Origin of the sequence: Bradyrhizobium japonicum USDA 6, from assembly GCF_000284375.1 — a bacterium.
GTDB lineage: Bacteria > Pseudomonadota > Alphaproteobacteria > Rhizobiales > Xanthobacteraceae > Bradyrhizobium > Bradyrhizobium japonicum.
In genome coordinates this window covers 5,089,234-5,111,349 of the sequence record NC_017249.1, presented here as the reverse complement: position 1 = coordinate 5,111,349, position 22,116 = coordinate 5,089,234, and the positions used below count along the sequence as shown (strand labels likewise).

The 22,116-nt window shown below is 63.5% G+C and carries 24 protein-coding genes; 12 read left to right on the top strand and 12 right to left on the bottom strand.

All coding sequences use genetic code 11. The features are described from left to right. Positions 1 to 165: 165 nt before the first annotated feature. Complete coding sequence (locus BJ6T_RS24185) at positions 166 to 564, bottom strand: DUF2306 domain-containing protein (RefSeq protein WP_014495109.1); 399 nt, start codon at positions 562 to 564, stop codon at positions 166 to 168. A gap of 200 nt (positions 565 to 764) precedes the next feature. Next, positions 765 to 1,262, bottom strand: coding sequence for a single-stranded DNA-binding protein (locus BJ6T_RS24180; RefSeq protein ID WP_014495108.1), 498 nt, complete (start codon positions 1,260 to 1,262; stop codon positions 765 to 767). Between the two features lie 451 nt (positions 1,263 to 1,713). Between BJ6T_RS24180 and BJ6T_RS24175 the strand changes: the two genes are divergently transcribed. The 7 genes from BJ6T_RS24175 (at position 1,714) to BJ6T_RS24145 (ending at position 10,388) form a co-directional block, all read left to right on the top strand. Then, on the top strand, positions 1,714 to 2,481 hold the full coding sequence (locus BJ6T_RS24175; protein ID WP_014495107.1) for an outer membrane protein: 768 nt from the start codon (positions 1,714 to 1,716) through the stop codon (positions 2,479 to 2,481). Positions 2,482 to 2,714: 233 nt separating this feature from the next. Then, complete coding sequence (locus BJ6T_RS24170; protein ID WP_028153430.1) at positions 2,715 to 3,404, top strand: outer membrane protein; 690 nt, start codon at positions 2,715 to 2,717, stop codon at positions 3,402 to 3,404. 223 nt (positions 3,405 to 3,627) lie between these two features. Next, positions 3,628 to 4,380 carry an outer membrane protein gene (locus tag BJ6T_RS24165; RefSeq protein WP_014495105.1) on the top strand — a complete coding sequence of 251 codons (753 nt, stop codon included), beginning with the start codon at positions 3,628 to 3,630 and terminating at the stop codon, positions 4,378 to 4,380. 141 nt (positions 4,381 to 4,521) lie between these two features. Next, the gene (locus tag BJ6T_RS24160; RefSeq protein ID WP_028169490.1) at positions 4,522 to 5,280 is read left to right on the top strand and encodes an outer membrane protein; all 759 of its coding nucleotides are present in this window, start codon (positions 4,522 to 4,524) and stop codon (positions 5,278 to 5,280) included. Between the two features lie 315 nt (positions 5,281 to 5,595). Next, the gene (gene uvrA, locus BJ6T_RS24155) at positions 5,596 to 8,574 is read left to right on the top strand and encodes an excinuclease ABC subunit UvrA (protein WP_014495103.1); all 2,979 of its coding nucleotides are present in this window, start codon (positions 5,596 to 5,598) and stop codon (positions 8,572 to 8,574) included. A gap of 216 nt (positions 8,575 to 8,790) precedes the next feature. Then, entirely contained in the window at positions 8,791 to 9,432 is a 642-nt protein-coding gene (locus BJ6T_RS24150) for an HAD-IA family hydrolase (RefSeq protein WP_014495102.1), read from the top strand. Positions 9,433 to 9,467: 35 nt separating this feature from the next. Further along, a complete protein-coding gene (locus BJ6T_RS24145) occupies positions 9,468 to 10,388 on the top strand; it encodes a nucleoside hydrolase (RefSeq protein ID WP_014495101.1) in 921 nt (306 codons plus the stop codon). 14 nt (positions 10,389 to 10,402) lie between these two features. Here BJ6T_RS24145 and BJ6T_RS24140 read toward each other — a convergent pair whose 3' ends face one another. The 3 genes from BJ6T_RS24140 to BJ6T_RS24130 all read right to left on the bottom strand — a co-directional run bounded on the left by BJ6T_RS24140 (position 10,403) and on the right by BJ6T_RS24130 (position 13,512). After that, the gene (locus BJ6T_RS24140; protein WP_014495100.1) at positions 10,403 to 11,356 is read right to left on the bottom strand and encodes a YVTN family beta-propeller repeat protein; all 954 of its coding nucleotides are present in this window, start codon (positions 11,354 to 11,356) and stop codon (positions 10,403 to 10,405) included. A gap of 2 nt (positions 11,357 to 11,358) precedes the next feature. Then, positions 11,359 to 11,928 (bottom strand): SRPBCC family protein, encoded by a 570-nt coding sequence (locus BJ6T_RS24135; RefSeq protein ID WP_014495099.1) that lies wholly within the window; start codon positions 11,926 to 11,928, stop codon positions 11,359 to 11,361. 816 nt (positions 11,929 to 12,744) lie between these two features. Further along, positions 12,745 to 13,512 carry an AAA family ATPase gene (locus BJ6T_RS24130; RefSeq protein ID WP_014495098.1) on the bottom strand — a complete coding sequence of 256 codons (768 nt, stop codon included), beginning with the start codon at positions 13,510 to 13,512 and terminating at the stop codon, positions 12,745 to 12,747. 243 nt (positions 13,513 to 13,755) lie between these two features. Here BJ6T_RS24130 and BJ6T_RS24125 point away from each other — a divergent pair, with 243 nt between their 5' ends. Continuing rightward, positions 13,756 to 15,828, top strand: coding sequence for a DUF1217 domain-containing protein (locus BJ6T_RS24125; protein ID WP_014495097.1), 2,073 nt, complete (start codon positions 13,756 to 13,758; stop codon positions 15,826 to 15,828). 16 nt (positions 15,829 to 15,844) lie between these two features. Here BJ6T_RS24125 and BJ6T_RS24120 read toward each other — a convergent pair whose 3' ends face one another. The 4 genes from BJ6T_RS24120 to BJ6T_RS48530 all read right to left on the bottom strand — a co-directional run bounded on the left by BJ6T_RS24120 (position 15,845) and on the right by BJ6T_RS48530 (position 18,927). Then, the gene (locus BJ6T_RS24120; protein WP_014495096.1) at positions 15,845 to 16,705 is read right to left on the bottom strand and encodes a PCC domain-containing protein; all 861 of its coding nucleotides are present in this window, start codon (positions 16,703 to 16,705) and stop codon (positions 15,845 to 15,847) included. Between the two features lie 9 nt (positions 16,706 to 16,714). After that, the gene (locus tag BJ6T_RS24115) at positions 16,715 to 18,322 is read right to left on the bottom strand and encodes an acyl-CoA synthetase (RefSeq protein ID WP_014495095.1); all 1,608 of its coding nucleotides are present in this window, start codon (positions 18,320 to 18,322) and stop codon (positions 16,715 to 16,717) included. Positions 18,323 to 18,427: 105 nt separating this feature from the next. Beyond that, complete coding sequence (locus BJ6T_RS48535; protein ID WP_014495094.1) at positions 18,428 to 18,643, bottom strand: hypothetical protein; 216 nt, start codon at positions 18,641 to 18,643, stop codon at positions 18,428 to 18,430. After that, the gene (locus BJ6T_RS48530) at positions 18,640 to 18,927 is read right to left on the bottom strand and encodes a hypothetical protein (RefSeq protein ID WP_014495093.1); all 288 of its coding nucleotides are present in this window, start codon (positions 18,925 to 18,927) and stop codon (positions 18,640 to 18,642) included. The genes BJ6T_RS48535 and BJ6T_RS48530 overlap by 4 nt, the downstream gene beginning before the upstream one ends. 94 nt (positions 18,928 to 19,021) lie before the next feature. Between BJ6T_RS48530 and BJ6T_RS24105 the strand changes: the two genes are divergently transcribed. From BJ6T_RS24105 to BJ6T_RS24095, 3 genes are all read left to right on the top strand, one after another. Beyond that, on the top strand, positions 19,022 to 19,384 hold the full coding sequence (locus tag BJ6T_RS24105) for a hypothetical protein (protein ID WP_014495092.1): 363 nt from the start codon (positions 19,022 to 19,024) through the stop codon (positions 19,382 to 19,384). 92 nt (positions 19,385 to 19,476) lie between these two features. Beyond that, positions 19,477 to 19,992 carry a DUF3828 domain-containing protein gene (locus BJ6T_RS24100; protein WP_014495091.1) on the top strand — a complete coding sequence of 172 codons (516 nt, stop codon included), beginning with the start codon at positions 19,477 to 19,479 and terminating at the stop codon, positions 19,990 to 19,992. Between the two features lie 11 nt (positions 19,993 to 20,003). Further along, on the top strand, positions 20,004 to 20,279 hold the full coding sequence (locus BJ6T_RS24095; protein WP_014495090.1) for a GNAT family N-acetyltransferase: 276 nt from the start codon (positions 20,004 to 20,006) through the stop codon (positions 20,277 to 20,279). Between the two features lie 49 nt (positions 20,280 to 20,328). On the opposite strand, the gene BJ6T_RS24090 is transcribed toward BJ6T_RS24095, so the two are convergent. Together BJ6T_RS24090 and BJ6T_RS24085 are read right to left on the bottom strand one after the other, a co-directional pair. After that, positions 20,329 to 20,727: an SPW repeat protein gene (locus BJ6T_RS24090; protein WP_014495089.1), complete on the bottom strand. Its 399-nt coding sequence runs from the start codon at positions 20,725 to 20,727 to the stop codon at positions 20,329 to 20,331. 170 nt (positions 20,728 to 20,897) lie between these two features. Beyond that, complete coding sequence (locus BJ6T_RS24085) at positions 20,898 to 21,278, bottom strand: tetratricopeptide repeat protein (protein WP_014495088.1); 381 nt, start codon at positions 21,276 to 21,278, stop codon at positions 20,898 to 20,900. Positions 21,279 to 21,357: 79 nt separating this feature from the next. Between BJ6T_RS24085 and BJ6T_RS24080 the strand changes: the two genes are divergently transcribed. After that, positions 21,358 to 21,627, top strand: a complete 270-nt coding sequence (locus tag BJ6T_RS24080; RefSeq protein ID WP_014495087.1) for a GNAT family N-acetyltransferase — start codon at positions 21,358 to 21,360, stop codon at positions 21,625 to 21,627. A 55-nt stretch (positions 21,628 to 21,682) separates the two neighbouring features. Here the strand turns inward: BJ6T_RS24080 and BJ6T_RS24075 are convergent, their stop codons facing one another. Beyond that, positions 21,683 to 22,081, bottom strand: coding sequence for a DUF3597 domain-containing protein (locus BJ6T_RS24075; RefSeq protein ID WP_014495086.1), 399 nt, complete (start codon positions 22,079 to 22,081; stop codon positions 21,683 to 21,685). Between the last annotated feature and the right edge of the window lie 35 nt (positions 22,082 to 22,116).

Sequence of the window (22,116 nt, the reverse complement as noted above, 5' to 3'; positions counted from 1 at the left end):
GAAATCCGGTGAGATTTTATCTGGGAATCATATAGCGCATCGCCCCCCTGATAACCACCCTTGCGAGGCCTGGGGAAGCGGTTTTTCCGACTGTTTTTCCAGAGACTTACGAGCTCAGCGCCACTGCCTCGAGCGGAGCCGGAATGAGCCGCGTGGAACCACGTCCTAGGCCCCGAAAATCACCCGGTGCATGATCCGTCCAGGCATGAGCGTGAACAGCCCGGCAATGACGAGCGCGCCGACGAACGTCATGATCATGATGCGCCGGTGATCGGCGACCCGGTGGGTGTGCGCGCGCCACACCGCGAGCGGCAGCATCACCAGCGTGAAGATCGACAGGAGATGGATCGGGCTGAACGGCCCGACCAGGCGGATCTGGTGGATCCAGAACGACGATGCCGCCACGACCGCCATGAGCCCCACCCAGATCCAGCCGATCGTCCGGTGCGGCAGCGTGCCCTTGGGGGCGGCAAACTGAACGAGGCCGAGCACGAAGGCGGCCATCGCGGCAAAGGCGTGCAGCGGGATCGATGGAGCGGCCTCGAGCAGCGGCGCAACGCTCATGCAGGGCTCCCTCCGATCGACGGCCGATCATGTGAATAGGATTAACATCAAGCTAATACCATTCACATCACGTCCCGTCAAAGGCTTGAGGCAGCACACGAGGCAAGCCCGGAAAAACCGAGCTTTCCCCGCCAATTGGCAAGGAATCCTGTCGCTCTACGCGAGCAAGGTGACATCAGGGGCGAAGCGCCCCGCCCGCCTCAGAACGGGATATCGTCGTCCATGTCGCTGTTGCGGCCACCGCCGCCGGCGGCAACGGCACGGCGCGGCGCGCTGCTGACGGGACCAGAGGAGCCGAAATCGCCGCCCGGCTCGTCGCCGAAGCTGCCGCCTCCACTGCCGCCGCCGCGGCCGTCGAGCATCGTCAGGGTCGAGTTGAAGCCCTGGAGCACGACCTCGGTGGAGTACTTCTCGACGCCGCTCTGGTCGGTCCATTTGCGGGTCTGGAGCGCGCCCTCGATGTAAACCTTCGCGCCCTTCTTCAGGTACTGCTCGGCGACCTTGCAGAGCCCTTCATTGAAGATCACGACGCGATGCCACTCGGTCTTTTCCTTGCGCTCGCCGCTGTTCTTGTCGCGCCAGGTCTCCGAGGTGGCGATGCTCAAATTCGCGATCGGCCGCCCGTCCTGGGTGCGGCGGATTTCGGGATCCTTGCCGAGATTTCCAACCAGAATGACCTTGTTGACGCTTCCCGCCATCGCCGCTCTCCACTCCGAATGCCACTGAATTTCAAAAGGCCCGGGACGCGCCCGCGTCCTCTGCAACCTGTTGACGCGACCCTATACGCTTGCGCGGACGGATCGGCCCGTCACCCCTCCACTTATCCCCACATATAGCACCCGCTGCCGGTTCGTTCCAGATTTGTTCTTCCGACATCTCTCACGTTGTTGCGTGGGCACGACGACACCGCGCTGCACAAAGACGGCCTGCGCCAAATGGAACTATCCCCAATTCCCCGAGGATGACGAAAACAGCCTAACATTCATCAAGTTAGAAGCAGTCCAGAAGCCGCCTGACTGTTGCATTCCGGAGACGGACTCCGCCTCCCGCCTAAGCTACGCTTGCCGCGGAATTGGATTCTTATGGGCGTCGCGCCTGATCGGCCGCTTGGGGGACTTCGAAAAGCGGTCCGAAACTGGGGAGACTGCAATGAATAAGATTTTGATTGGTACTTTTGGTGTAATCGCGTTGGGGCTGTCGGCTCCCGCAAGCGCGGCAGATATCGCGGCGCGTCCCTACACCAAGGCCCCGGCGCCGATGATCGCGACCATCTACGACTGGAGCGGCTTCTACATCGGCATCAACGGCGGCGGCGGCACCAGCCACAAGTGCTGGGACGCAGATTTCGGCGGCGGCGTTTTCTTTGGCGAAGGCTGCCACAACGCAACCGGCGGCACGGTCGGTGGCCAGGTTGGCTACCGCTGGCAGTCAGCCAACTGGGTGTTCGGCTTCGAAGGCCAGGGCAACTGGGCCGATTTCTCGGGTGACAACATCAGCGCGATCACCGGCCTGCGCGATCGCTCGAAGATCAACGCCTTCGGCTTGATTACCGGTCAGGTCGGCTACGCCTGGAACAACGTCCTGCTCTACGTGAAGGGCGGCGGCGCCGTCGTCAGCGATCGCTACCGCAGCTTCGACCTCGCCAGCGGCCTCGAAGTCGACCGGGCCAACGAGACCCGTTGGGGTGGCACCGTGGGCGCGGGCGTCGAGTTCGGATTCGCGCCGAACTGGACAGTGGGCTTCGAGTACGACCACATCTTCATGGGCAACCGCACCGTCGGCTTCACCGGATCCGGCAATTTCGTGATCGCCCCGCTCGGCGTTGCCACACGCTCCGATCGCATCAGCCAGGACGTCGATATCGGCCTCGTCCGCGTGAACTATCGCTGGGGTGGCCCGCTGATCGCAAGATACTGATATCCATCTGAAATCGCTTGGAAATCAAAGGCCGGCCTCGCGCCGGCCTTTTTGCGTGGGCAAAGGGAATGATAGGTCAGTTATAGTTACGTTTTGCGACTATTGTGCCTTTTGGGAGACACAACTTGCGGCTTTGCTGGTGTAAGCACGACATCAGTTGGACCACGGCGTCCGATGTCCTTCCGAACGCACGGAAGGCAAAAACAGAAACCGGGACTGGGATTAGTTTGAAAATGAAGAAGGTTTTGTTGGCTTCGGCCTGTTTGTTCGCTCTCGCTGCTCCGGCTTCGGCCGCTGATCTCGCGGCGCGCCCCTACACCAAGGCTCCGGTGGCGGTGGCCTCGGTCTACAACTGGACCGGCTTCTACCTCGGTATCGTCGGCGGCGGCGCCTGGGAAAACGGTTCCGGCGACCCGAAGATGAAGGGTGGCTTCGTCGGCGGCACCGCCGGCTACAACTGGCAGACCGGCAACGTCGTGTTCGGCGTCGAGGCTGATGGTTCCTGGGCTGACGTCAGCGCTTCGGTGACCGGCGCCACTGTTGTTCCCGGATTCGGCGTTGTGACCGCGACGGCGAGCTCGAAGACCGATGCCATGGGCACCGTGCGCGGCCGTATCGGCTACGCCGTCAATCAGGTCCTGTTCTACGGCACCGGCGGCTACGCCTGGATCGACAACAAGATCACCCTCTCGGCTCTCGGCCTGACCGCGTCGGACAGCAAGTGGCACTCCGGTTGGACCGTTGGTGCGGGCGTCGAGGCGTTCTTCGCTCCGCAGTGGTCGGTCAAGGGCGAGTACCTCTATCGCAGCCTCGGCGGCGAGACCTACTTCTCGGGCGCCCTGCCCACCGGCACGCTCAACTTCCACACCGTGCAGGTCGGCGTGAACTATCACTTCGGGGGCCCGGTGGTCGCGAAGTACTGAGCTTCGCTTCCAACGCACCGCGTTACGAAAGGCCGGCCTTGCGCCGGCCTTTTTGTTTTCGCGCGTCCAGATGCAGGCCAACCGATTCCCAACGCTTTCGGGGAGAGCTGTGGCCTTCCGGTGACACAACCTTCGGCTTCAATGGTGTAGAGCAATGACATCGATTGGGTCATTGGGTCGGCCGTTTTTCGCCGACAAAGAGAAATGAAACTGGGGAATTGAAATGAAGAAGGTTTTGCTGGCCTCGGCCAGCCTGTTCGCACTCAGCGCGTTGGCTCCCGCCTCGGCGGCCGATTTGGCGGCCCGCCCCTACACCAAGGCGCCCATTGCTGTGGCCTCGGTCTACAACTGGTCCGGCTTCTACCTCGGCATCAACGGCGGCGGCGCTTCGAGCCGCAACTGCTGGGATGTCAACAACATCTTCGGCATTGCCGGTCCGGACACGGCGGAAGGTTGTCACAATGCGACCGGCGGCGTCGTCGGTGGCCAGGTCGGTTATCGCTGGCAGTCGGCCAACTGGGTGTTCGGCCTTGAAGCCCAGGGCGACTGGGCCAACCTGAAGGGCTCGAATACGAGCTTGGTGCTTACCCCGCCCCCGCTGGTCAACCAGACCAAGATCGATGGGATTGGCTTGTTCACCGGCCAGGTCGGCTATGCCTGGAACAACGTGCTCTGGTACGTGAAGGGTGGCGCGGCCGTCACGCACGCCAAGTACAACGGTCTAATCGGCGGCGTTGTCCTCGACAGCGCAAGCGAGACGCGCTGGGGCGGTGCGGTCGGCACCGGCCTCGAATTCGGTTTCGCGCCGGGCTGGTCCGTTGCGATCGAGTACGACCATCTGTTCATGGGCCAGCGCAACAACTCGTTCACATTTCTCGGCATCAACGACCGCATCGACCGTATCAAGCAGGACGTCGATATGGGCACCGTTCGCCTGAACTACACCTTCGGCGGCCCGGTCGTGGCGAAGTACTAAGCGTCGCCTCCATCGCCATCGCGTTACGAAAGGCCGGCCTTGCGCCGGCCTTTTGTTTTCGCGCGAGGGTGCACCCAACCGTCTTGGAGTCGTGAGGCGCGCGCAAGGCGTCCGCGAATGGCTTCGAGTTGGGGACGTGACATGAAGACATGGATGCTGGCTGCGGTCAGCCTGTTCGCACTCGGCGCGGTCGCGCCTGCTACCGCCGCCGATCTGCCGCTCTACAAGGCGCCGGCGGCCGCCGTTCCCGTCTATGACTGGAGCGGCATCTATGCCGGCATCAACGGCGGCGGCGGCTTGGCCCATGCCTGCTGGGGCGTGACCCGCGCGCTCGGCATCGCTGTCGATCCGGCCGTTGGCGAAGGCTGTCACAATGCGGGCGGTGGCACGGTCGGCGGACAGCTCGGCTATCGCTGGCAGAAATCGCGCTGGGCGTTCGGCATCGAGGGCCAGGGCAACTGGGCCGACTTCAAGGGCAGCAATGTCAGCGTGGCGTTGGCGCCGATCACGAACCAGACCAAGATCGACAGCTTCGGTCTGTTCACCGGCCAGCTCGGCTACGCCGTGAACAATCTGCTGCTCTATGGCAAGGCCGGCGCAGCCGTGGCCCACGACAAATACGACACCTTCTTTCCGGGCGCGCCAGCGGCGGCGACGTTCAACAGCGTCAACCAGACCCGCTGGGGCTACACGATCGGCATCGGCGTGGAATGGGGTTTTGCCGAGAACTGGTCGGTCGGCGGCGCGTACAACCATGTGTTCCTCGGCCATCACAGCGCCGACTTCGCAACTCTCGTCGGCGGCTTCCCGCCGCGCACCGACCGGATCGGCCAGGATATCGACATGGGCCTGATCCGCATCAATTACCGCTGGGGCGGCCCGGTCGTCGCCAAATACTGAGACAAAGCTTCCCTCAGGAGCCTCCAAGTCACCTTCAAGTCCTGATCATGTGCGGATTGCCCCAAATCCGCATTCAAACGCGAACGAAGGGCTGGCCTCGCGCCGGCCCTTCGCACGTTCCGGGCGCCCTGCTCCTGCCAGATGCCGCCAGCGCGCCAACAATCCGTTGACGATTCGCACACGCCACTGGAAATCCGTCCCCGTTCTTCCTACGTTCGCTGGCATACCCATCGGCGCCGATCCCGGTTCCGGGCGACGCGCGCCTTTTTTGTTGGCGCGATCGCGCACCTTTGGGATTCCTTGAGGGCAACTCGGATGGATGAAGTGATCAAGGCGAAGCGCCAACAGCAGAACGCGGGATCCAGCCTGCGCGCAATTACGATCCGTGGCGCGCGCGAGCACAACCTCAAGAATGTCGACGTCGAGATTCCCCGCGACAAGCTGGTGGTGTTCACGGGGCTGTCGGGCTCCGGCAAATCCTCGCTCGCCTTCGACACGATCTATGCCGAGGGCCAGCGCCGCTACGTCGAATCGCTGTCGGCCTATGCGCGCCAGTTCCTAGAGATGATGCAGAAGCCTGATGTCGACCAGATCGACGGCCTGTCGCCGGCGATCTCGATCGAGCAGAAGACGACCTCGAAGAACCCGCGCTCGACCGTCGGCACCGTCACCGAGATCTACGACTACATGCGCCTGCTCTGGGCGCGCGTCGGCGTGCCCTATTCGCCCGCCACGGGTCTGCCGATCGAGAGCCAGACCGTCTCGCAGATGGTCGACCGCGTGCTGGCGCTGCCCGAAGGCACCCGCCTCTATCTGCTCGCCCCCGTCGTGCGCGGCCGCAAGGGCGAGTACCGCAAGGAGCTCGCCGAATGGCTCAAAAAGGGCTTTCAGCGCGTCAAGATCGACGGCACCTTCCATGAGCTCGCGGAGGCGCCGACGCTCGACAAGAAATTTCCGCACGACATCGACGTCGTGGTCGACCGCATCGTGGTGCGCGCCGACATCGGCCAGCGCCTCGCCGAAAGCTTCGAGACCGCGCTGAAGCTCGCGGAGGGCCTCGCCGTCGTCGAGTTCGCCGATGCGGCTGCAGCGGCTGCACCAGCCGAAGAAAAGAAGAAGACCGCAAAAATCCACGACAAGAGCGGGCCCGAGCGCATCCTGTTCTCGGAAAAATTCGCTTGTCCCGTCTCCGGCTTCACGATTCCGGAGATCGAGCCGCGCCTGTTCTCGTTCAACAATCCCTACGGCGCCTGCCCGGCCTGCGGCGGCCTCGGCGTCGAGCAGCATGTCGACGAAGACCTCGTCATCCCCGACAAGGAGCTCGCCATCGGCAAGGGCGCGATCGCGCCCTGGGCCAAGTCGTCATCGCCCTACTATGTGCAGACGCTGACGGCGCTCGGCAAGCACTACAAGTTCACGCTGACCACCAAATGGAAGGATCTGCCGAAGAAGACGCAGAACGCGATCCTCCTTGGCTCAGGCGAGGACGAGATCAAGTTCTCCTACGAGGACGGCGTCCGCTCCTACGACACCAAGAAGCCGTTCGAGGGCGTCATCACCAACATCAACCGCCGCTATCGCGAGACCGAGAGCGAGTGGGCGCGCGAGGAGCTCGCAAAATATTTCCACGACGTCCCCTGCGAGGGCTGCAAGGGTTTCCGGCTGAAGCCCGAGGCGCTCTGCGTCAAGATCGGGGCTAAGCATATCGGCGAGATCTCGGAGCTGTCGGTCAGGAAGGCCGGCGAATGGTTCGAGACCGTGCCCGAGGCGCTGAACACGCAGCAGAACGAGATCGCCGGCCGCATCCTCAAGGAGATCCGCGAGCGCCTCACCTTCCTTCTCGACGTCGGCCTCAACTACCTCACCCTGTCCCGCTCCTCCGGCACGCTGTCCGGCGGCGAGAGCCAGCGCATCCGCCTCGCCTCGCAGATCGGCTCGGGACTGACGGGCGTGCTCTACGTGCTGGACGAGCCCTCGATCGGCCTGCACCAGCGCGACAACGCCCGCCTGCTCGACACCCTCAAGCGCCTGCGCGATCTCGGCAACACCGTGATCGTGGTCGAGCATGACGAGGACGCGATCCTGCTTGCCGATTACGTCCTCGACATCGGCCCCGGCGCCGGCATGCATGGCGGCAACATCGTCGCCGAAGGCACGCCCGCCGAGATCATGCGCAACCCTAAATCGCTCACCGGCAAGTACCTGACCGGCGAGCTCGAGGTCGAGGTGCCGGAGCGGCGCCCGCCGAACCATCGCCGCACCATCAAGGTGGTCAACGCGCGCGGCAATAACCTCAAGAACGTCACGGCGGAAATTCCGCTCGGCCTGTTCACGGCCGTCACCGGCGTGTCCGGCGGCGGCAAGTCGACGCTGCTGATCGACACGCTCTACAAGTCCATCGCACGCAAGCTGAACGGCGCCAGCGAAGGCGCCGCACCCCACGATCGCATCGAGGGCCTCGAGCACATCGACAAGATCATCGACATCGACCAGTCGCCGATCGGCCGCACCCCGCGCTCGAACCCCGCGACCTACACCGGCGCCTTCACGCCGATCCGCGAATGGTTCGCCGGCCTGCCCGAAGCGAAGGCGCGCGGCTACGAGCCCGGCCGCTTCTCCTTCAACGTCAAGGGCGGCCGCTGCGAGGCCTGCCAGGGCGACGGCGTCATCAAGATCGAGATGCACTTCCTGCCCGACGTCTACGTCACCTGCGACGTCTGCAAGGGCAAGCGCTACAACCGCGAGACGCTGGAGGTCCTGTTCAAGGGCAAGAGCATCGCCGACGTGCTCGACATGACCGTCGAGGAAGCCGCCGAGTTCTTCAAGGCGGTGCCGCGCGTGCGCGAGACTTTCCAGACCCTGCACCGCGTCGGCCTCGACTACATCCATGTCGGCCAGCAGGCGACGACCCTGTCAGGCGGCGAAGCCCAGCGCGTCAAGCTCGCCAAGGAATTGTCCAAGCGCGCCACCGGCCGCACACTCTACATCCTGGACGAACCGACCACCGGCCTGCACTTCCACGACGTCAAGAAGCTCTTGGAGGTGCTGCACGAGCTGGTCGCCCAAGGCAACACGGTCGTCGTCATCGAGCACAATCTCGAAGTCATCAAGACCGCAGACTGGGTCATCGACCTCGGCCCCGAAGGCGGCGACGGCGGCGGCGAGATCGTCGCCTGGGGCCCGCCGGAGGATATCGCAAAGGCGCCAAGGAGCTATACCGGCAAATTCCTGGAGCCGGTGCTGAAGAAGGCGCGGAAGCCGAAGCGGCGGAGCACGAGCGAGGCGGCGGAGTGAGATTGATGTCCCTCCTCATCCGACGGGCCGCGAGCTGATGCCTTCTTAGATTTGGCATTTGGCAAGGTAACTGGCCGCCTCCTGGTTCTTTGCCTCGTGGGGTACCTCCTATTGTTCATTCCGAGCGCGGATTTGTTCTTAAAGGTTGTCGCGGCCAGCTTGCATTGGCGATAGCCTTGCAACTCTTGCCGTGTGACCCCGCCAAACAAGCCGTCGATGCCCTACTCCCTCGCCATCTTCGACCTCGACGGTACCCTCGCCGATAGCTTTCCGTGGTTCCTGCGCACCATCAACGATGTCGCCGACCGCTTCAATTTTCGTCGTGTCGCGGATGAGGATGTCGAGGGACTGCGGCATGCCTCGTCGCGCGAGATCCTCGCCCGGCTCGAGGTGCCCTTGTGGAAGCTGCCGGCGATCGCGCGGCATGCGCGGCGGCTGAAGGCGGAGGCTGCTAGCGAGATTCCCCTGTTTGCGGGCGTCGAGACGATGCTGCGGACGCTGGCCGGGAACGGCGTGCAGCTTGCGCTGGTGACCTCGGACAGCGAGGCCAATGCCCGCGAGAAGCTCGGCGATTCCGCCGCGCTGTTTGCGCATTTTGACTGCGCGGCGTCGCTATTCGGCAAGCCCGCGAAATTCCGCCGCGTCATCCGGCGCGCGGGCGTGGAGCCGAGCCGCGTGATCGCGATCGGCGACGAGGTCCGCGACATCGAGGCCGCGCGCGCGGTGGGGATCGCCTGCGGCGCGGTCCGCTGGGGCTATGCCGCGCCGGCGGCTTTGCAGGCGCTTGCGCCCGATCACATGTTCGCGCAGATGGATGAGATCGCGGACGTGGTCTGCCGGATTCCGCTCAAAGCCTGATCCGCAATCGACACTCCCGGTCCAAGGAGACGGTGATGACACTCTCGGACACAGCCCGCCTCAAACTCCTGGAGCCGCCGGTCGGCAAGGTGCGTGTCGTGCTCGACACCGACACCTACAACGAGATCGACGATCAGTTCGCGCTGGTGCAGATGCTGCTGTCGAAGGACCGGTTCGACGTCGAGGCGATCTACGCCGCGCCGTTCTTCAATACACGCGCCGACAGTCCCGGCCACGGCATGGAGCTGAGCTACCAGGAAATCCTCCGCCTGCTGGAGCGCCTGAACATCGCGCCGGATGGCCTGGTTCATCGCGGCGTCACCGATTATGTCGGCCCCGGCAAGACGGCGCGGCAGGCGGCCGCCGTCGATGACCTCGTGGCCCGGGCGCGCGCGGGCTCCCCTGACAATCCGCTTTACGTCATTGCCATCGGCGCCATCAGCAATGTCGCCTCGGCGCTGCTCAGGGCCCCCGACATCATCGACCGCGTGGTGGTGGTCTGGCTTGGCGGTCATGCGCTGGAATGGCCTAATACGATCGAGTTCAACCTCAAGCAGGACGTCGGCGGCGCGCAGGTGCTGTTCGACAGCGGCGTGCCGCTCGTGCTCGTGCCATGCAAAGGCGTCACCTCGCACCTTCACAGCACGGTGCCGGAGATCGAGCGCTACGTCGAACCGCATGGCAGCATCGGCTCGTTCCTCGCCATGCGCTTCAAGGACTATTCGTCCGACCATCTGGGCTGGGCGAAGGAGATCTGGGACATGGCGCCGGTCGGCTGGCTGCTGAACCCCGTGTGGGCACCGAGCGTGATCATCCCGGCCCCGGTTCTCACGGATCAGATCACGTGGAGCGTCGACCGCCGGCGGCATCCGATCCGCTACGTGACCTATGTGGATCGCAACCCGATCCTGAAGGACTTTTTCCTGAAGTTGAAGGCGTTTGCCGCGCCGAACTAGGCGCGACGCGGCCCCTACTCCGTCTTCCGCAAAAACGCCCCGAAGGCCCGCGGGCCGTCGCCGGTCTTGACCTCGCCGATCACCTTCAGCTCGGTGGCATCGATGATGCTCAATGTGTTGCTCTCCCAGCAGGCGACGATGACGCGCTTGCCGTCGGCGGTCGCATTGATGCCTTCGGGATAGTCGCCGACATTGATCCGCTTGATCGGCTTCAGCGTCGCCAGATCGAACACGCTGACGGTGCCGCCATACTGGTCGGTGACGAAGCCGCTCCCTTGCGTCAGCGCCACGGCGTAGGGGCGCATCCCGACCGGCACGCGGCCGATCTCTTGGCTCGCGGCGATGTCGATCACCGAGACGTCGTTGGAGCCGACATTGGCGGTGTAGGCGCGTTTTCCCTCGGCATCGATGGTGACGCCGAACGGACGCGTGCCAACCTTGATGGTCGCCTTGCGCTCACGCGTCGCGGTGTCCACTACCGAGACGTTGTCGTCGTCGCGGTCCGCCGAGAGCAGCAGCCTGCCGTCAGGCGTCACCGCGAGGCCGGACGGGGATGCGCCGACCGCGATGCTGGCCATGACGCTGCGCGAGGCCGTATCGATCACCCGCACCGCGGCGGCATACCAGTCCGCGACGTAGACCGTCTTGCCATCGGGCGTCACGGCAATACCGAGCGGCCCGCCGCCGACCTCGATCCGCCCCGAGACCTGCCGCGTTGCCGCGTCGACCACGGTCACCGCCTTGGCGTCCGGACTCGTGACATAGGCAAAGCGCCCATCCGCGCTGACGGCCACGCCGGCCGGCTTGCCGCCGATTGGGATGGTCGCAACGCTGCGCGATGTCGCGAGGTCCACGACCATCAGATCGTCGCTGAGCTGGTTGGTGACGAATGCCTCTTCGGCGGACGCGCTGCCAATGCTGGCAGCGCAAAGGCCGGCGGCGAGCGCCGCCAGGACCCGCGACCGCACGGTCAGCTTCCGCTCTCGATCTTCTTCTTCAGCGCTTCGAGCCCGGCCTGATAAAGCCCCTTCACCGCCTTCACCGCGGCCTCGTCGCTCAGCTCGGGCGGTGGATCGTTGTTGGGGAAGCCGCGGTAGAACGCGCCCGCCCATTCCAGCGTCGCGCCCTTGCCGTCGGCGCTCGGCGTCACCGTCAGCGTCGAGGAGTAATTGGTGACCGGCAGCACCTTCACGTCCACCTTGGTGATCCGGTAGGAATAGGTCATCGCGGCTGCGTCGAACTTGTAGAGTTCCTCATCGACGGTGGCGCCTCCCGTCAGGGTCAGCCGCCGCGTCGCTTCGATCTCATTGCCCTTCTCGCCCTCGGTCTTGGTGACAGGCGGCAGCCAGCTCATGTCCTGGAAATTGCCGATCGCGGCCCACACCTTGGCCGGGGCTGCGTTGATCTCGATGGATTCGCGCACCTTCTGCCGGGTCGGCCCATGCGCCCAGGCCGGGCCAAACGCCGCTGTCAAAGCCACCGCGCCCGCCGCAGTCAGCACCGCGCCCATGACCGTGCGCCGTCCAATCGTCACCCTCATCTCGTTTCCTCATGCGTCTCGTTGATCGTGCGCGACTTGAGGCGCGCTGGGATCATGGTAACGCATTTTGCGGCCGAGGGGAGACCTGTTCATGGCGGCGTTGCGGCGCGCACTCGCGCGTCCCACAACCACCCATTGCGCTGCCCGGCGGGCAAAACACCCAATGGGCGGGTCAACCACACCACGCAGAAATAATTCTCTTTATCCGCATTTCGGATTATCATATATATAGAACCATCGCAACCCGAGCCGAGGGGCGTTATCGCGATCGTCACGACACGCGGGATGGGGCGTGGTCGACGCAGGCGGCGTCGGCGCGAAGGTGGTTTGCAGGGCGGGCAACCGTGAGCGAACGCCGCGCGCACACGACCAGTGCAGCCTGCGTACGGTAAAACCGTGCCGTCCTGGCGCCCGGAGCCTGTGCGCCAAGTTCGCAGTGATGTGGCGGTCCAACCGGGCGCGTGCATCAGTGATCCGCAAGGCGACGGGGGCAATAGTGCATCGCTCCCCGGCGAGAACTCGGCATAAGCCGTCAAACCACTGCGCAGGGAAGGCCGGATGTTTGGCTTCGCCTGTATGCCGCTGTGCAAATTTCGTAGCGCAATTTCCGCACAATGGAGTCCCGGCTCTGCGCCGCACCGCTGCGCGCTGCGTCGCGTCCGGGACGCGAGAGAGGGAATGCCGCTGCTCCACACTCCGTCATTGCGAGCGGCACAGCGAAGCAATCCAGACTGCCGCCGCGGAAGTATTCTGGATTGCTTCGCTGCGCTCGCAATGACGACGGAGAGAGCGAGTACCGTGGGAGGGCGCCCTCGCCTATTCCGCCAGAGTCGCCTCCACGAACCCGCGCGGATCGTCACAGAATTCGCGCATCACCCGGTAATGATCGGTTTGCTCCACCGTCGTCGGCTCCAGGCCGTATTTGCCCAACCGCAACAGTCTCGCATTTGGATAAGCCATCAGCAGAGGCGCATGGGTCGCCATGATGACCTGGCAGATGCGGGATTCGTCCATGCGTCGCAAGAGCTTCAGGAATTCGATCTGACGCGCCGGGGACAGCGCCGATTCCGGCTCGTCGAAGATGAAGATACCCTGGCGCTGGCAGCGTTCTTCGAAGAAGCGCAGAAAACCTTCGCCATGGGAATGCGACAGGAAGTCGGGGCCGGCCTGGCCGGCATCACGTGCGGCCTTGTCGAGATATCGCGCCACCGAGAAAAAACTCTCGGCACGAAAAAACCAGCCGTTGGTGATCTTCGGCAGCCAGCTTGCCCGCAAGGCCCTGGAAAGCTGGCCGCCCATCTTCTCCCGCGCTTCGGAATGGTCGACGGGCATGTAGCCCTTGCCGCCACCGGCATCGTCGTAGCCGGCGAGCGCCGCGATTCCCTCGAGGATCGTCGATTTCCCGGTGCCATTCTCTCCGACGATGATCGTGATGGCGGCGTCGAAGTTGAGCTCGAAATCATCCGGAAAGATGGGCAGGCAAAACGGATAAGCCTCCCGATCGCGAACTTGCGTCGGGTCGAGCCAGACCCGCTTCAGATACGGCGCCGGCAGGTTGATCGTGCGATTGCTTCTTCGGCTCATGCCCGGCTTCCAACCCACTCCGACCCATCTTTTGATAAGAACATATCAGGAACACAATCCCCGCGAAAGCTGCATCTGAGAAACAGATGGAAACAAATTGAAACAAACCCGCCATCCGCCACCCGGGTGCGAATTAAGAAAACGTAGCTACGAGACAGTTGCCGGCATGAGGCCGGCTCCCACCTCGCGACCCCGGCAATGATTGACGGACGTCCGGGACCGTAAAGCCGCGAGGAGTGCGCGATGGTATCGACGTATTTTAGCTACAGCTACATCACGCGCAATCTCAAGCAGTCCCTGACGCGGATCGAACAGCAAGCGGACGTGGCGCGAGAGGCGGCTTACTACAAAGCCAACATCGGCAAGGTGAAGACCGTCGATGATTTCATGAAGGACTATCGCCTGTATCATTACGCGATGAAGGCGTATGGCCTGGAAGACATGGCTTACGCCAAGGCTTTCATGAAGAAGGTGCTGGAGAGCGACCTCTCCGACCCAAAGAGCTTCGTCAACAAGTTGGTCGACAAGCGTTACCAGGAGTTTGCCGCGGCATTCTCCTTCAATGGCAGCGCGACGCCGGTTGCGCAATCGGAGAAGCAGATCGATGAGATGATCGATCTGTACACGGCGACCAAGAAGAGCCAGGTCGATGCACTTGCCGACGACTCGAAATACTACAGTGCCGAAATCGGCAACATCAGCAGTGCAGACCAGCTCCTGAACAACGACCGTCTTCGCAACTATGTCTATTCCGCATATGGGATCGATGAAAGCAAGTGGCCGCGTGACACGATAAGTCAGGTCTTGCGCAGCGATCCGTCCGATCCGAACAGCTACGTCAACACCACCTTCGCTTCTCAGTTGACCGGCCTCAACGCCCAGCTTGCTCAAGCCAAATCGGATGCCAGCGCCGCTGATTTAAAGATAGCCGATTACAAGGCCCAACTATCGCAACCGGGCGCCGACGTGACCCAGTTGAACATCCAGATCCTGGTCGAAAAAAGTCACCTGGAGTCATACACGAAAAGCATTTCCAGCCTCGGCGACCAGATCACGACGATTGGCGGGTTTGTAGACCTGGCCGGCGCGTTCGAGTTTTCGTCCGACGGGTCGCTTCCGTCAGGCGTGTCCGCCCAGACTGCTGCAAACGTCACCATCACGAAGAAGCGGTTCGACGACAGCAAGGCCGCCGTCTATTCGGCGGCAAGCCCGCTTAACGAGGCCTTTGCAGCCAGGCAATTCAGAACTGCCATCCTCAAGATCAATTCAATCCAGGCGTTCGTATCAACACCAGCCGTGTATGATTTTGCGTTGGGCGCTGTCGGCCTCGACCCCAAGGGGGTCTCGGAGGCCACCGTCAAGGCTGTCCTCGAAAGCGACCTCAGTGACCCCAAGAGCTTCGTCTATACCCTCAAGGACAACCGGTACGTAGAGCTCGCGCGCGCTTTCAACTTCGACGCAAAAGGCAATCTGACGACCCCCTTGGTGGCTCAGGACTCGGCTGAAGTCGTCGAGATTGCGAAGAACTACGTCATTGCAGCGCTGAAACAGGCAAGCCCTCAGCAGCAGACGGCCGTTCGGGCACAGGCCACGAAGGATGCGACGGCTTATCAGGAGGCAATCGCAGGCATCGACAGCGTTTCCGACCTTCTCGCAAACAGGCCGATGGTCGATTTCATTCTCGTGGCCAAGGGTTTGGACCCCAAGAAGGTCAGCACCGAATTTCTCGAGAAGATCTTCAGCTCCGACCTGAACAACCCAAAGAGCTTCGCGAACACGCAGAGCGATCCTCGCTTTGCCGACATCGTTGCGTCGTTCAACTTCGACAGCAAGGGTAACGTCGCGCGCCTCCCGATGATGGGTCCTCAGAAGAGAGATCAATTCCGGGAAACACAGGCGAACTATCTCCAGCAAAGCCTGGAGCAGCAGCAGGGTGATACGAATCCCGGCGTACGCCTTGCGCTCTATTTCCAGCGAAAGGCGGGAGAAATCACGTCCGCATACGACATCCTTGCCGACAAGGCTCTTTCGGAGGTGTTCAGGACCACCTTCGATTTGCCTGACTCGATGGCCTCGATGCAGATCGATCAGCAGGCCAAGGTCGTGGACAGATTCATGAAGATCAAGGATCTTTCCGATCCGGCGAAGGTTGCAAAACTGTTGAGCCGGTTCTCCGCCATGTATGACGTCAGAAACAGCCAGAGCATCGACCAGGGTCAATCTCCCTTGCTCAACCTCTTTCAAGGATCGAGCTCAGGCATATCAGGGATAAGTGAATCCACGTTCTTGGCCATCGCCAAGCTGCGTGCTCACTGATGATCGCTCGCCGATACTAGCCCAACACCTCGAGCACCAGCTCCATCGTCATCAGCACGGGATTATCGCCGCGGACCAGACGGCCTTCGGCGATGCCCCCGGTGTAGTCGATCAGTGCAACATCGAGCGTGGCTTCCAGCCCGTCAGAAGGGCCAGGCGCGATCGCACCGGCCGTTATTGCGAGCTCGGTCGCGAACGGCTCGGTCACGCCACCATGGGTGAAGCGCGCGCCGATGGTCGAGCCGACGCCGCCGTGGATCTTCGCACGCGCGATGCCATGCGCGCGGCAGAACGCTTCGAGGCAGCCGGCAAAATCCTGGTTGGGCCGCAGCCGCAGCGCGAAGGCGCGGCTTGTCGTACGCGCGCCGGTGCTCGCAGCGGGCACCGGTCCGAACAGCTTGAAATTGGTCTCGGGATCGGGCTCCGCGGTGAACATGGCACCGTCGATGCCGAACGCTTCGACCTCGAACGGCTCGGCGACAACAGTCTCGTCCGGCAGCATGTGGCCGCCGCTTGCCTTGCCGTCCGCCTCCGTCCAGAGCCCGTGGCAATGAAAGAACGGCGCGCCGTCGCGCATGCCGAGCGTCATGCGGACGAGTTTCGTGCGCGTCACGCCGCTGGGGCGAAAAGTGTCACTGTAGAAGGCTGCGTTCTCACCTGTCTTCGACAGCGCCGGCATCACGTATGCGAATGGTCCGAGCGCCGCGCTGCCAAAGTTCAGCACGCCACTGGCAAACCCCTCCGCCGCAAAACCACGCCGCGCGGCTTCGAGCAGAGGCAGGCCAGCTTCGAGCCCGAACGAGAACGCGCGCCCCCGCGCCTCGACCCATTGGATGCGTTCGGGGACAGGCGCGCCCGGTTGCTTGATACTGCGCATCGCGTATGCTCAGCCCGCCTGCTTGTTGTCGAGATCGAGCAGTCCGCGCGCCTCGAGCTCATCGCGCACCATGCGCTTCGGGATCTTGCCGTAGCCGGACTTCGGCAAGGCTTCCCAGAAGAAGAACCGCTTCGGCATCTTGTAGCGTGGCACCTTCGGCAGGAGGAACGCCGCCATCTCGGCTTCGCTCACCGGCTTCTCGCCTTCGCGCGCGACGCAGACGGCGACGCCGACCTCACCCCACGTCGCATCGGGCACGCCGAGCACCGCGACCTCGCCGACCGCGGGATGCGTCAAGATCTTCTCCTCGATCTCGCGCGGATAGATATTGGAGCCCCCAGAGATGTACATGTCGGAGGCCCGTCCCGTGATGTAGACGAACCCCTCCTCGTCCATGTGGCCGAGGTCGCCGGTGCGGAACCAGCCGTTGCGGAACGCCTTCGCATTGGCCTCGGGGTTGTCGTAGTAGCCGGCAAGCACGGCGGGCCCGATCACGCAGATCTCGCCGCTCTGGTTGGCGTCCAGCTCGCGGCCCTCGTCGTCCTGGATCGAGACCTGCATGGCCGTGCGCTCGAAGCCGCAGGTGCCGATCTTCGCATAGGGCCCGTCCTCGGGATCATGCAGCGCCGCCGGCAGCACGGTGATGTTGCCGGTGACCTCGCCGAGGCCGAAATACTGCACGATGATCTTGCCGAGCTTCTTCAGCGCGGCCTTCTGGTCCTCGCGGTACATCGGCGCGCCGGCATAGATCACGTGACGCAGCGAGGAATGGTCGTATTTGTCGGCGGCGGGATGCTCGACCATCATCTTCAGGATCGTCGGCACCGTGAAGAGATTGCTGACCCGATGCGCCTCGATCAGGCGGAACGCCTCGTCGATGTCGAATTTCTCCGTCGGCAGCAGCACGGTGCACACGCCGCGGGCGGTCTGCACCAGCTGATGCACGCCGGCGCCATGCGACAGCGGCGCCACCACCAGCGACGCATCCGCTTCCGTGACGCCGGGGGTGAGATCGGCGAGATGGTTGGTGACGACAAAACCCATCTGGCCGTGGGTCAGCACCGCGGCCTTGGAGCGGCCGGTGGTGCCGGAGGTGAAGAAGAACCAGCAGGGATCGTCGTGCTCGACGGCGACGTTCGCAACGCTTGCACCGACCTGCGAGGCGATGGCTTCCGCCACCGAGCGCTCGCCGAACGAGCCCCTGCCGTCGACGCTCCAGGTGAACTCCAGCGCACCGCCCTTCACGGCTGCAGCGTGCTCGGGAAAATCGACGTGGCACAGGAACGCCTTCGCGCCGGAGGCCTGCGCAAGATAGGTGACCTCATCCGGCATCAGGCGGAAATTGGTGGGCACCCAGACCGCACCGAGCCGAAACGCGGCGAACATCGAGAGGAACATCTCGTCGCCGTTCTTGGAATGGACGAGGATGCGGTCGCCCTTGGCGATGCCGCGCGCGGCGAGTGCGGCCGCCAGCGCCGAGACCTGCGCATCGATCTCGCGCCAGGTCCAGGATTTGTCCCCCCAGACGAAACCGGGACGCGACCCATGCCGCCGCGCATTCTGGGTCAGCATGTGAGCGAGATTCATGACGCGGCGGGACATGCGCAGGGGCTGCATCGGGCTTCCTCTTCGACGGCGGACGGCGCACGAGCTGCCCGCTCCTTGCAGCCCATTTATCGCCATCGAACGCGACCTAGCAAGGCCGCCGGCCGCGCATCTGCCCTACGGCTGCTTGAACGCAAACGGCGTCGCCGTGATGGCCTTCTCCTTCCAGCAGGCCTGCGCACCGAAACCGCCGCAATAGCTGCCGTGCAGATCGAAGCGAATGGTGCGCGCCGCGCCACGCTTCATCGCCGGCGGCAAGATCCTGTAGCTGCGGACATAGCCGTCGAACACGGGGCGCAGGCTGCCATCGGGCAGAGTCACCAGGACGTTCATGACGCAGCCGCCGGTTCCGCAATAGGTGGTGTCTCGCGCGCGCCGCATTTGGTGTCGCGGAAATCGACGATGTAATCCTCGCGGCCGTCGCCGGTCAGGTCGATCTTGCGCACGGTGTCAGGCGCGAAGCTCACCTGGCCACCGTCCTGGCTGTCGCATTCCTCATTGGCGTAGCGCAGCGCCTTCTGCACGCCGGGCGGATAGTCGGCCGGATTGAACGGTCTTGCATCATCGGCGCGCGCAGCGGTGGCGAGCAGTGTGAACAGGAGGATCAGATATGGCATTCGCGTTTGTCGCCGGCGCAGCGGCAATCGTTCAGGGAATTTTAAACATGATCAGCGCAACCTCGGCCAGTTCTCGCGTACAGAGTGCCGCATCATGGTCAAAGCGCCCGCCTTCCTCCTGTTGTCGCTGGCGCTCGCCGGATGTGCCGTGGCGCCTCAGGCGCACCTCTCCGCCGACCCCGCTTTCAAGCCTGCGCGCTATGCATGGGACGGCGCCGGCGAGGATCCCAACCAGCCACGTTCCGGCGCTCCGCGTGCCACCCGCGCCGACGCCGGCTCCGAGCGCAACAGGTCGCAGGCCGGACTTCAGCCCTATTCGAAGGAATGGTGGCAGGCCCAGGACGGCATCGAGGCCGAGCAGGACGCCAAGGTCACCCGCTCCCTCGTCATCTGCCAGGGTTGCCTCCGCCCGCAGCCGCAATCTGAAGATTCCAGGCTCGCCAAAGCGACCGATTGAACCGAGCGGCCGCTCCATAGGTCTACAGAGATACGCGCTGACGCCGGCCGCTCCGGCCCTGCAGTCGCACGTCATTATCTCAGGGACATTTCATGCTCACCCGTCGGACCTTCGTCGCCGCCTCTCTGCTTGCCACCGCCTCCCCGGCACTCGCCGTGATGCCTGCCTCCAGCGACCCCGTCGCGATCCTGACCGCCATCTACACGCGCGCAGCCAAGGGCAAAGGCGATGGCGGCGGCGCCTTCGTCATCGAGAACAAGGCGGCCAAAACAAAATATCTCTCCAGGGCGCTGGTCGCGCTGTGGGCCAAGGCGGATGCGCATACGCCGAAGGGCGATGTCGGGCCGGTCGATTTCGATCCCGTCACCAACTCGCAGGAACCGGATGTGAAATCCTTCAAGGTTGACGCGGAAAAGGTGGAGGCCGACAAGGCGACGATCGCGGTGACCATCACCGGCCACCGCAACGACCGCAAACCCGCCGACCTGATCGTGCGTTATGACTTCGTGCGCGAGGCCAATAGCTGGCGGATCGACGACATCAAGAGCTCGTCCGACGGCGAGGCCTGGTCGATCCGCAAGATGCTGACGGACTCGTTGAAGACCTGACGGGAGATACCATGAGCGACGTCATCGATAACAAGGCCGATCATCGCTTCGAGCTGGAGGTGGAGGGCCATCTCGCGACCGAACACTACAAGCTCGACGGCGACGTCATCACCTTCGAGCATACCGACGTGCCGAAGGAGCTCGGTGGCAAGGGCGTCGGCTCGAAGCTGGTGCAAGGCGCGCTCGATCAGGTCCGCGCGGCCGGCTTGAAACTGATCCCGCAATGTCCGTTCGTGAAGGCGTGGATCGAGAAACATCCGGAGTATGCGGATTTGGTGAAGAGTTAAGCGGGCGCAGGCCCACCGTGCATGCGGCGGGCCTGCTCAAATCCACCGCCTATTGCCCATGCTTCAGCATATCCTGGTCACTCAGATCCCAGTCCTGCCACAGCTGGAGCACGCCGAGGATCACCGCCACCGCTCCCAGACTGGTATGGTAGATCCGGAGAAAACCTTCGCCGGAATAACCGAACACATAGGGCGAGACGATGAGCCAGAGCCCGACCACGATCGTTGCCACCTCCTGCCAGCGCTGCAACGCGACATATTCGAGCTGGCTGAGGCCGAATACGACGAGGCCGATTGCGACAGTGTTCAGGACCATCACCTGGCGTTCGATGACCGGCGCGTGATCCTGGATGGGGAACCACGGCGACGCGACAATCAGCGCGCCGAGCAGCATCCCGCACCAATCTTCCCACGTTCGATGAGTCTTGAAGAAACTAAAGTCCGACATCGTACCCTCCTACAAGAGAGGCATACGTCGGCGGCTGGCAACCATAACACTCCGAACGTCTAGCGACCTTGCCGGCCGCATTCGAGCGTATGTCCTGAAACAACACTTGGGGAACCGGTGCACGATTGCAAGACTGACCAGCGTTTTTTGCAAGCGAAACAGCGAGCCAATTATGGCTCTCGCGTGAGCGCTCCGAGCTTCTGCAGTGCATCATGGGCGGACGGCAGGCCTGGACGCAATTCGAGCGCCTTCCGGAAATCGGCAATCGCGCCCTGCCTGTCGCCGAGGCGCAGCCTGGCCTGGCCGCGGTTGTTCCAGGAGAACACGTCGGAGGGATCGTACTGCAGCGCCTTGTCGTAGTCGGCGAGGCCGCCCTTGTTGTCGCCCCGATAGAGCCGGATCATGCCGCGATTGCGCCAGCCGCGCGCGTCGGTCGGCGCGAGGCGGATCGCCTCGCCGTAGTCGGCGGCGGCCCGGTCGAGGCGAGCGCCGCGAGCAGCGCAATGAGGCTGAACGGGACACGCATTTTGCGGATATCTCCCCTGCGGCAACCTCCCTTGGTCGCACCTTGGCAAGGGCCGGTTCAGGCGCCTAGATCAGAGAACACGCAGCGCTTCGAAGGGATCTGGCATGGCGGTACGGGACAACAAGGACAGGAGTCGCTTCGAGCTCGATGCGGGCAACGAAATCGCCTTCGCCAATTACCGGCTGACGCCGTCGGCCGTGATCATCACCCATACCGAGACGCCGCGCGCGCTACGCGGCCGTGGCATTGCATCCGAGCTGGTCAAGGGCGCGCTGGACTTGATCCGCCGTGACGGCAAGAAGGTGATCGCCGGCTGCGGCTTCGTCGTCGACTATCTCGACAGGCATCCGGAGGAAGCAGACCTCGTCGCCTGAATGCAAAAGGGGCCCGCGAGATCGCAGGCCCCCCTGGCTTACGACCACCAATCGGTCAGTGCTTGATCTCCGGCGGCAGCTTGCCGCCATTTGCGGCGAGCTTGGACATCACCTGCTTGTGCAGCCAGACGTTCATGCTCGCCGAGTCGTTCATGTCACCGCTGTAGCCGAGTTCCTTGGCGAGGTCCTTGCGCGCGGCAAGGCTGGAGTCGATGTCGAGCGCCTTCATGAGGTCGACGATCGAGGTGCGCCATTCCAGCTTCTCCTTCTGGGCAGCGACCAGCTTGTCGACGATGGCCGCAACGTCCACGGTTGCCGTCGGCGCGGCAGCAGGCGCCGATCCGCCCGGCGCGGCGCTGGCGGGCGCGCTACCCGAGGGTGCGCCACCTGCGGGTGCGGCGGAAGCCGGATGGCTGCCGAAGATCGCGCCCATGATTTTCCCGAAAATGCTCATGTCTTCTCCCCGAAAAGGATCCGTTGGAAGGGCCT